The sequence below is a fragment of the Nocardiopsis endophytica genome (assembly GCF_027706725.1).
GTDB lineage: Bacteria > Actinomycetota > Actinomycetes > Streptosporangiales > Streptosporangiaceae > Nocardiopsis_A > Nocardiopsis_A endophytica.
On the sequence record NZ_JAQFWQ010000015.1, the window covers coordinates 78231 to 86425 of the forward strand.

Consider the following 8195-nt stretch of genomic DNA (forward strand, 5'->3'; position numbering starts at 1 on the left):
TCCGACCGGTGCCCGCGCCCGCCCCGCGGGCGCCGTCGGCCCCGGGATCAGCTCTCGTCGCCCGAGCCGCCGCCGTCGCTGTTCTCCGGGTCTTCGTCCTTGGTCGCGTCGGCGGTCCTGAACAGCTCGTAGTCGTCGAACCGGGCGACCGCGTCGTCGCCGCTGCCCCCGGACCGGGAGAGCAGCAGGCCCGTGCCCCGGCCCAGGACCGGGTTGTCGTCGGTGGCCTCGGCCGCGAACTCGCCGTTGACCCAGGCCCGGACCGTCACCGTGCCGTCCTCGATGTCCTGCCCCTCCTCGACGGTGCGGTCGCAGGTGATCTGAAGGGTGTTGGTCGCGCCCTCCGTCGCGTCGTACCCGGGCACGTCCCCGACGCGTGCCAGGGTGCCCTCGCCCTCCTCGGAGCCGCCGTTGCGCCGGATGATCAGCTTCTTGCCGTCCTTGCGGAGCCGCACCTCGTACTGGCGGTAGTCCTCCTCGTACCGGTTGTCGTCCGCGTCGTAGCCGAAGCAGTACATGCCCGCCTCGGAGTAGTCGGGCCCGGAGTCCCAGACCAGATCGACGGTGGCGGCCATGTGCACCGGGTGCTTGTCGCCGATCGGGGCCGAGGCCCGCACGGTCGGCTCGTCGTCGTCCTCGGTCGCGCGCATGGCGAAGGCCTGGTCGATGTGGCCGATGGCGGAGTCGTCCTCGAACTCGTAGCTGTACTCGTCGGTCCAGTCCGTCTGGCCGCTGTCGAAGTCCTGCTGGTGGATGCTGTCGGCGTCGGCGGGGAACTGCGGGTCGCGGGTGAAGTAGACGGCGGCGCCGCCCGCGGCGACCAGGACCAGCACCGCACCGGCGGCGACCAGGCCCAGGACGGCCTTGGAGGGGCGCTTGCGCCCGCCGGGCGAGGCCTGCCCGCCCGGGGGCGTCCCCGGGCCGCCGGGCATGCCGGGTCCGCCCGGGGCTCCCGCGGCGAACGGGGCGGGTCCACCGTGCGGGGGCGAGGGCACCCCGGGACCGCCCGGACCCGTCGGGCTCCCCGGGCCGCCGGGCATGCCGGGGCCGCCGGGGGCGTACCCGTGCGGGGGCGGGCCCGGCGGCTGCTGCGGACCCGAGGGGACTCCTCCCTGCGGGACGCCGCCCGGCACGGGCGGCTGCGGGCCGGAGGGGTACTGCGGCGGCGCGTAGGGCATGGTGGGCGGGGCCGCCGCCATGGTGTCCTGCGGCGGAGCCGCCTGCGTCGCCCCCGGCGGAGGCATCGCGGCGGTCGGCCGCTCACCCAGCTCGGAGGTGGGGGTGTCGCCGTCGCCCGCACCGGCGGCCGCACCCGCGGCCGCCGCGCCGGCCGCGGTCGGGGCGGCCATGGCCTGTGTGGGCCGGGCGGTCGACGGCGGGGTCCAGGAGCGCACCACCGTCTGGTCGACCACCGACTCGTCCGGGTCCTCCTGCCCGACCAGGCGGTTGAGGAGCTGCTGGGCGGTGGGGCGCTCGGTGGGGTCCTTGGACAGGGCGGCAGCGACCATGTCGCGCAGCGGCGCCTCCAGGTCGCCCAGCTCCGGCGCCATCGAGGTGATCTGGTGCAGCACCGCCGGGACGCTGGGGGCGTCGAAGGGGGCGCGGCCGGTCCCGGCGAAGGCGACCAGGCACCCCCAGGAGAAGATGTCCGAGGCGGGGGTGATGTCCTGGCCCGCGATCAGCTCGGGGGCCAGGTAGGCGGGGGTCCCCATCAGCTGGCTGGACCGGGTGACCGCGCCGTCGTCCTCCATGGCGCGGGCGATGCCGAAGTCGATCACCTTGGGGCCCACCGTGGACAGCAGCACGTTGGCCGGCTTGAGGTCGCGGTGGATCACCCCGGCGCCGTGGATGGCGGTGAGGGCGGCGGCCACGCCCATGGCCAGGCCGTCCAGGGTGCCGCCGGCCATCGGCCCCTCGGCGGCGACCGCCTCGGCCAGGTTGGGCCCCGGCACGTACTCGGAGACGATGAACAGCGGCTCGCCGTCCAGGCGCGCGTCCAGCACGCCCGCGGTGGAGAACCGGGCGACCCGGCGGGCCGACTCGACCTCCCGGGCGAACCGCCGCCGGAAGTCCTCGTCGTCGGTGAGGTCGGGGTGGATGAGCTTGACCGCGACCCGGCGGCCCTCGGGGGAGCGGGCCAGGTAGACGGTGCCCATGCCGCCGCGCCCCAGCCGGCCCAGGACCGTGTAGTCGCCGAGCTCGCGGGGGTCGCCGGTGCGGAGGGGTTTGGCGCTGTCGTGCCCGTTTGACGTCACTGTGCTGAAGTTCCTTTGTGGGTCGCGATTCGCCGTCATAGCGTACCGAGCCCGTGCCCGGCCGGGCATCCGCGCGGTCCGCCCCCGCGGCCCCGCCCGCGCCGCTATGATGGGAACACGTGTTCGACGCCTGTCCTTCCCCGCAGGCTCTCGTCGTGCTGCCGGTGCCGCGGCGCCGGAGCGAGAGGGGAGGAAGGCCGATGAGCCGTGTGTACGGCGCGCCGATCGAGGTGGTGGAGAGCGGGGGCCGTCCGGTCCGCTTCACCTGGGGCGGGCGGATCCACACCGTGCGGCGGGTGATCGACCACTGGGTGACGCTGCGCGCCGAGTGGGCGGCCGAGGCGGAGGAGAGCCTGCCGCAGCGGCGGCACTGGCGGGTCGAGGCCGGGTCGGACCGGTCGCTGGGCGTCTACGAGCTGCGGCACGACGTGGCGGGCGGCGGCTGGACGCTGGTGCGCGTCCTCGACTGATCCGCGCCGCTCCCGTGCTCGGGGCGGCGTTCGGCCGTGGGCCCCGTGCGCGGCCCGGAGCGCCGTCGGCGCCGTCCCCGCCGCGTCTCACCGCTCACCCCAGCACCATGTCCCGCAGGGCGCGCAGGGTGGGCTCGTCCCGCACCCCGGCGACCAGCAGCGTGGTGACCGGGGAGGCGCGCCAGGCCTCCAGCCGCTCGGCGATCCGGGGCAGGGGGCCCACAAGGCACAGGGCGTCGGCCAGCTCGTCGGGGACGGCGGCCACCGCCTCGCCGCGGCGGCCGGCGAGGAACAGCTCCTGCACCTTGTGGGCCGCGTCGCCGAAGCCGAGCCGGACGAAGACGTCGAGGTGGAAGTTGCGGCGGGCGGCGCCCATGCCGCCGATGTAGAACGCGAGCGGGGCCTTGGCCGTGTAGAGCGCGGCATCGGTGTCGGTGCCGGGGACGACGGTGACGGTGCAGGCGATGTCGAACCCGGGCGGGGCGGAGGCCAGCGCGTCCGCGTACAGGGCGGGGCTGCGCTCGGGGTGGAAGAACATGGGGACCCACCCGTCGGCGGCCTCAGCGGCGAGCGCGACGTTGCGTGGGCCTTCGGCGCCCAGGTAGAGGGGGATGCGCGGGCGCAGGGGGCGGGTGATCGGCTTGAGGGGCTTGCCGAGCCCGGTGCCGCCGGGCAGGGGCAGGGGATAGTGCGGCCCCTCGGAGGTGACGGGGCCCTCGCGCCGCCAGACCTGGCGCATGATGTCGAGGTACTCGCGGGTGCGCTCCAGGGGGCGGGGGAAGGGGGTGCCGTACCACCCCTCCACGACCTGCGGCCCCGAGACGCCGACGCCCAGGCGCAGGCGGCCGCCGGAGAGGTGGTCGAGGGTCAGGGCGTGCATGGCGGTGGCGGTGGGGGAGCGGGCGGAGAGCTGGGCGACGGCGGTCCCCAGCCCGATGCGGCGGGTGCGGGCGCCGTACCAGGCGAGCGGGGTGAAGGCGTCGGAGCCGTAGGCCTCGGCGGTCCAGACCGAGTCGTACCCCAGCTCCTCGGCGGCGAGGACGGTGGCGGTGGCGTCGTCCCCTTCGCGGCCCCAGTAGCCCAGGGCGAGCCCGATCGACATGTCCGTGGCCACGGCGCCTCCCCAGGGGTCGGGTGGACAGCATGGTAGAACGTGTTTCAGTTACCGGGGAAGGGCCCGGTCGGCGCGGTGCGGGTCTCAGAGGCCGCCGCCACCGCCGTCCCCACCGCCACCGCCACCGCCGTCGCCGTCGGCCCCGGCTCCCCCGCCCGTGTCGGTGATGACGAGCCAGGATCCTGCGCGTCCGTACGTGGGCCTGCCCATGGGCCGGTCCGTGCCCGCCGTCGCCGTGTTCCGGTGCTTTCGCCGGTCGGCGATGGCCCGCACCACCGCCACCGGCGCGGCGCGCAGCAACAGGACGAGTGCCGCCACCACCGCCGACGCCGACGCAAGGGTCGCGGCTATCGCGGCCGCCGTCTGACCTTCCATGGGCCCTTCGCTCCTCGGCGCGTCTGCGCGGCGCGTCCGTTCGGCCGTCGGTGCAGGGGTCAGGCGCTCTCGCTGGCCCCTGTGCCGGAGCCGCCTCCGCCGTCGGTTCCGCCGTCCCCGGTGCTTCCGCTTCGGCCCTCGGGTGCCGTGCCCGCGCCGCTCCACATCCAGTACAAGGTGGCGTCGTCCGCCGCGGACCGGCCCGGCCGCCGGGCGGCGGAACACCGGGCGCCCCCGACCTCGTTGCGGTGGACCCGCACCGACAGCGCCGCGAGCGCCGCCAGCCCCACCAGGGCCACGGCCGCGAGGCCTGCCGACAGAACGGCCGTCATGGCGACCGCCTCCTTACCACATCGGACCCTCGGGCGCCTGCCGTCTCCCCGTTTCGACGCCGCCGCCGCGGCTCCGGTTCGGCACCCGGGCGGGAAACGGCCCGGAACGCGCCGTATGAGACTCTGTAGGGCGGTGCCGAGGCAGGAACGCCGGTGTGAGACCGGGGCGGACCCGCCACTGTGACCGGGGAGCGGACCCGCGCGATAGCGCCACCGCCGACACGTGCGGCGGGAAGGCGGCGGGCGAGCGCCGATCCGGGAGCCAGGACACTGCGCGGCGCCGCGACGGACCCCTATGGGCGTGGACTCCCGAGGAAGGACTGACCCGCGTGAGCGCTACCGCTCGCTACCCCTTCAGCGCGGTCGTCGGCATGGACGACCTGAAGCTTGCCCTACTCGTCAACGCCGTGTCCCCGGCGGTCGGCGGGGTGCTGGTCCGCGGTGAGAAGGGCACCGCCAAGTCGACCGCCGTGCGGGCCCTGGCCGCGCTCCTGCCCGGCCAGCAGGCGGTGGCCGGGTGCCGGTTCGGGTGCGACCCGGACGCGCCCGACCCGGAGTGCCCCGACGGCCCCCACCCCTCCGGCGCGGTGCCCGAGGACCGCCCGGCCCGGCTGGTCGAGCTGCCCGTGGGCGCCAGCGAGGACCGGCTCGTCGGCTCGCTCGACATCGAGCGGGCCCTCACCGAGGGCGTCACCGCCTTCGAGCCCGGCCTGCTCGCCGCCGCGCACCGCGGCGTGCTGTACGTCGACGAGGTGAACCTGCTCCACGACCACCTGGTCGACCTGATGCTGGACGCGGCCGCCATGGGCACCTGCCACGTCGAACGCGAAGGGGTGTCGGTACGGCACGCCGCCCGGTTCCTCCTCGTCGGCACCATGAACCCGGAGGAGGGGGAGCTGCGGCCCCAGCTCCTGGACAGGTTCGGCCTGACCGTGGAGGTGGCCGCCACCCGCGACCCGGCCGAGCGCGCCGAGGTGGTGCGGCGGCGGCTGGCCTTCGAGACCGACCCGGACGGGTTCGCGGCCGGGTTCCAGCACGAGGAGGAGGAACTGGCCGAGCGCATCCGGGCCGCGCGCAAACGGCTGCCCGGCGTCGTGCTCACCGACGCGGCGCTGCGCCAGGTCACCGCGGTGTGCGCGGCCTTCGAAGTGGACGGGCTGCGCGCGGACATCGTCACCGCGCGCGCCGCCATGGCGCTGGCGGCCTGGCGCGACCGCACCGAGGTGACGGCCGACGATGTGCGCGACGCCGCCCGCCTGTCGCTGCCGCACCGCCGGCGCCGGGACCCCTTCGACGCGCCGGGGCTGGACGACGACAAGCTCTCCGAGGCCCTGCAGGAGGCGGGTGAACAGGACCCAAAAGGCCCTGAGGACGACCCGGACGGCCCGGGGAGTCCCGACGGAGACGGCGGAAGCGACGCCGACGGCGGCGGTGACGCCGATGGGGGCGACGGCGGAAGTGACGCCGATGGAGGCGGCGACGCCGGACAGGGCCCGGCGCCCGATGCGGATTCGGGTGGGCCCGCCCAAGAGGGCGACGCCCCGCCCGGGCCCTCGCCGGGGCGGCCCGACGACCGCTCCTCCGAGGAGGGCGAGAGCGAGAGGAAGGCGTCCGGGGCCGGCGGCGAGCAGGCCTCCGAGGCGGGGGAGACCTTCCGGCCGCGCCTGTTCAGCGTGAAGGGGATCGGAGCGGGGGCGCCCGGTCGGCGCTCGCGCGCGGAGACCCCCTTCGGCCGGGCCTCCGGCTCCCGCACGCCCGGCGACGGGCACAAGGGGATGGGGCCGCTGCACCTGACCGCGACCCTGCGCGCCGCCGCTCCGCACCAGAGGGTCCGCGGGCGTATGGGCCCCGGCCTGGTGCTGCACCGCGGGGACCTGCGCGAGGCCGTCCGCGAGGGCCGTGAGGGCAACCTGGTGCTGTTCTGCGTGGACGCCAGCGGGTCGATGGCGGCGCGGCAGCGCATGCGGGCGGTCAAGGGGGCGGTGCTGAGCCTGCTCCTCGACGCCTACCAGCGGCGCGACAAGGTGGGGCTGGTGACCTTCCGCGGGCGCGAGGGCCGGGTGGAGCTCCCGCCCACCTCGTCGGTCGAGGCGGGGGCCCGGCGGCTGCGCGAGCTGCGCACCGGGGGCCGCACCCCGCTCGCGGCGGGGCTGCTGCGGGCGGCCGACGTGCTGCGGGTGGAGCGGCTGCGCGACGCGCGCCGCCGGCCGCTGCTGGTGCTGGTCACCGACGGGCGCGCCACGCACGGCGGTCTCGACCAGGCACTGCGGGCGGCGGCGTGGATCGGCGCGCAGGACGTGCGGACGGTGGTCGTGGACTGCGAGTCGGGCCCGGTGCGGCTGGGGCTGGCCGAGCGGCTGGCGGCCCAGGCCGGGGGAGAGGCGGTCCGCCTGGAGGAGCTGGGCGCGGAGGCGCTGACCGGGCTGGTGCGCGGCACCCGCCGCGCCGCCTGAGCGGCGCCCCGCCGGGGATCGGAACACGAGCCAGAAAGCAGGAAGTACGCATGCCTCAGGGCAAACCCGAACACGTTCCCGACGACGGCCTGACCACCCGCCAGCGGCGCCACCGGCCCCTGGTGGCGGTGCACACCGGCCCGGGGAAGGGCAAGTCGACGGCGGCCTTCGGGCTGGCGACCCGCGCGTGGGCGCAGGGGTGGGACATCGGCGTGTTCCAGTTCGTGAAGTCGGCCAAGTGGCGCATCGGCGAGGAGAAGGCGCTGCGGGTGCTGGGCGAGTCCGGCGAGGGCGGCTCGGTGACCTGGAACAAGATGGGCGAGGGCTGGTCGTGGATCCAGCGCCCGGGCACCGAGCAGGACCACGCGGCCGACGCCGCCGAGGGGTGGGCGCAGATCAAGCGCGACCTGGCTGCCGAGACGTACCGGCTGTACGTGCTGGACGAGTTCACCTACCCGATGAAGTGGGGGTGGGTGGACGTGGAGGACGTCCTGGAGACGTTGCGCACCCGCCCGGGGACCCAGCACGTGGTGATCACCGGCAGGGACGCCGACCGGCGCCTGCTGGACGAGGCGGACCTGGTCACGGAGATGACCAAGGTGAAGCACCCCATGGACAACGGCCAGAAGGGCCAGCGCGGCATCGAGTGGTGACCACCGTCCTCGGGGACGCTCCAACGGTGTCCCCGAGGGTGGCGCCGGCGGCACACCGGGGGTCGGGGCCGGGTGCTGTCCCAATCGTCCATGGGTGGGCGGCTGCGGATGGGCGGCTGCTCTCGCCCGGTGGCCCCACCCCACCCCAAGGCGCGCGGCGGTGCAGGTCAGCGGCCCCTTCACGGCCCCGGTGGGGGGCGGGTCGGCAGGTCCCCCGCTTCAGGGCGTCGGCCGGGTGGCGGGTCTCCGGAGTGTGGGGTGGTCGGCGGCGACGAGGAGAGGTCGGCCGCCCGTGCGGCAGCGCTGTCGGGTGCCGGGCGTGTGCGTGGTCGCCGTGATGGGCGGCGACGGACTGAGCCGGGCGGCTCCCGGGCCCTGCTTGCCGGGCGCGAGGCCGCTCACGGTCCGGGCGGCGGCGCGGTGGCGGAGGTGCGCGGTCGCCCGCGCCCGTGGCGCCCGCGCCCCCGGTGCCCCCTGCTCCTCGGCGATGATCTCGGGGAACCCGGGGTTGAAACGGACACGATAAGCCCGACTTCCCCGAGA

7 protein-coding genes and 1 riboswitch are annotated in these 8195 nt (G+C 76.1%); of the genes, 3 read left to right on the forward strand and 4 right to left on the reverse strand.

Annotated features, from left to right (window positions below; all coding sequences use genetic code 11):
• Positions 1 to 47: 47 nt before the first annotated feature.
• The gene (locus tag O4J56_RS07820; RefSeq protein ID WP_270684718.1) at positions 48 to 2255 is read right to left on the reverse strand and encodes a serine/threonine-protein kinase; all 2208 of its coding nucleotides are present in this window, start codon (positions 2253 to 2255) and stop codon (positions 48 to 50) included.
• A 200-nt stretch (positions 2256 to 2455) separates the two neighbouring features.
• Between O4J56_RS07820 and O4J56_RS07825 the strand changes: the two genes are divergently transcribed.
• On the forward strand, positions 2456 to 2725 hold the full coding sequence (locus tag O4J56_RS07825; RefSeq protein ID WP_270684719.1) for a DUF6504 family protein: 270 nt from the start codon (positions 2456 to 2458) through the stop codon (positions 2723 to 2725).
• Between the two features lie 94 nt (positions 2726 to 2819).
• On the opposite strand, the gene O4J56_RS07830 is transcribed toward O4J56_RS07825, so the two are convergent.
• From O4J56_RS07830 to O4J56_RS07840, 3 genes are all read right to left on the reverse strand, one after another.
• On the reverse strand, positions 2820 to 3839 hold the full coding sequence (locus tag O4J56_RS07830; RefSeq protein WP_270684721.1) for an LLM class F420-dependent oxidoreductase: 1020 nt from the start codon (positions 3837 to 3839) through the stop codon (positions 2820 to 2822).
• A gap of 84 nt (positions 3840 to 3923) precedes the next feature.
• Positions 3924 to 4214, reverse strand: coding sequence for a hypothetical protein (locus O4J56_RS07835; protein ID WP_270684722.1), 291 nt, complete (start codon positions 4212 to 4214; stop codon positions 3924 to 3926).
• A gap of 59 nt (positions 4215 to 4273) precedes the next feature.
• A complete protein-coding gene (locus tag O4J56_RS07840; RefSeq protein WP_270684723.1) occupies positions 4274 to 4546 on the reverse strand; it encodes a hypothetical protein in 273 nt (90 codons plus the stop codon).
• Positions 4547 to 4654: 108 nt separating this feature from the next.
• Positions 4655 to 4819, forward strand: a riboswitch (cobalamin riboswitch).
• 56 nt (positions 4820 to 4875) lie between these two features.
• Between O4J56_RS07840 and O4J56_RS07845 the strand changes: the two genes are divergently transcribed.
• Both O4J56_RS07845 and cobO read left to right on the forward strand, forming a co-directional pair.
• The gene (locus O4J56_RS07845) at positions 4876 to 6999 is read left to right on the forward strand and encodes a putative cobaltochelatase (protein ID WP_270684724.1); all 2124 of its coding nucleotides are present in this window, start codon (positions 4876 to 4878) and stop codon (positions 6997 to 6999) included.
• A gap of 50 nt (positions 7000 to 7049) precedes the next feature.
• On the forward strand, positions 7050 to 7652 hold the full coding sequence (cobO, locus tag O4J56_RS07850) for a cob(I)yrinic acid a,c-diamide adenosyltransferase (RefSeq protein WP_270684725.1): 603 nt from the start codon (positions 7050 to 7052) through the stop codon (positions 7650 to 7652).
• Positions 7653 to 8195 lie beyond the last annotated feature (543 nt).

Excerpts from the sequence above, each read along its gene's own strand:
- O4J56_RS07835 (WP_270684722.1), bottom strand. The coding sequence starts at position 4,214 with ATGGAAGGTCAGACGGCGGCCGCGATAGCCGCGACCCTTGCGTCGGCG.
- O4J56_RS07825 (WP_270684719.1), top strand. The coding sequence starts at position 2,456 with ATGAGCCGTGTGTACGGCGCGCCGATCGAGGTGGTGGAGAGCGGGGGC.
- O4J56_RS07840 (WP_270684723.1), bottom strand. The coding sequence starts at position 4,546 with ATGACGGCCGTTCTGTCGGCAGGCCTCGCGGCCGTGGCCCTGGTGGGG.
- cobO (WP_270684725.1), top strand. The coding sequence starts at position 7,050 with ATGCCTCAGGGCAAACCCGAACACGTTCCCGACGACGGCCTGACCACC.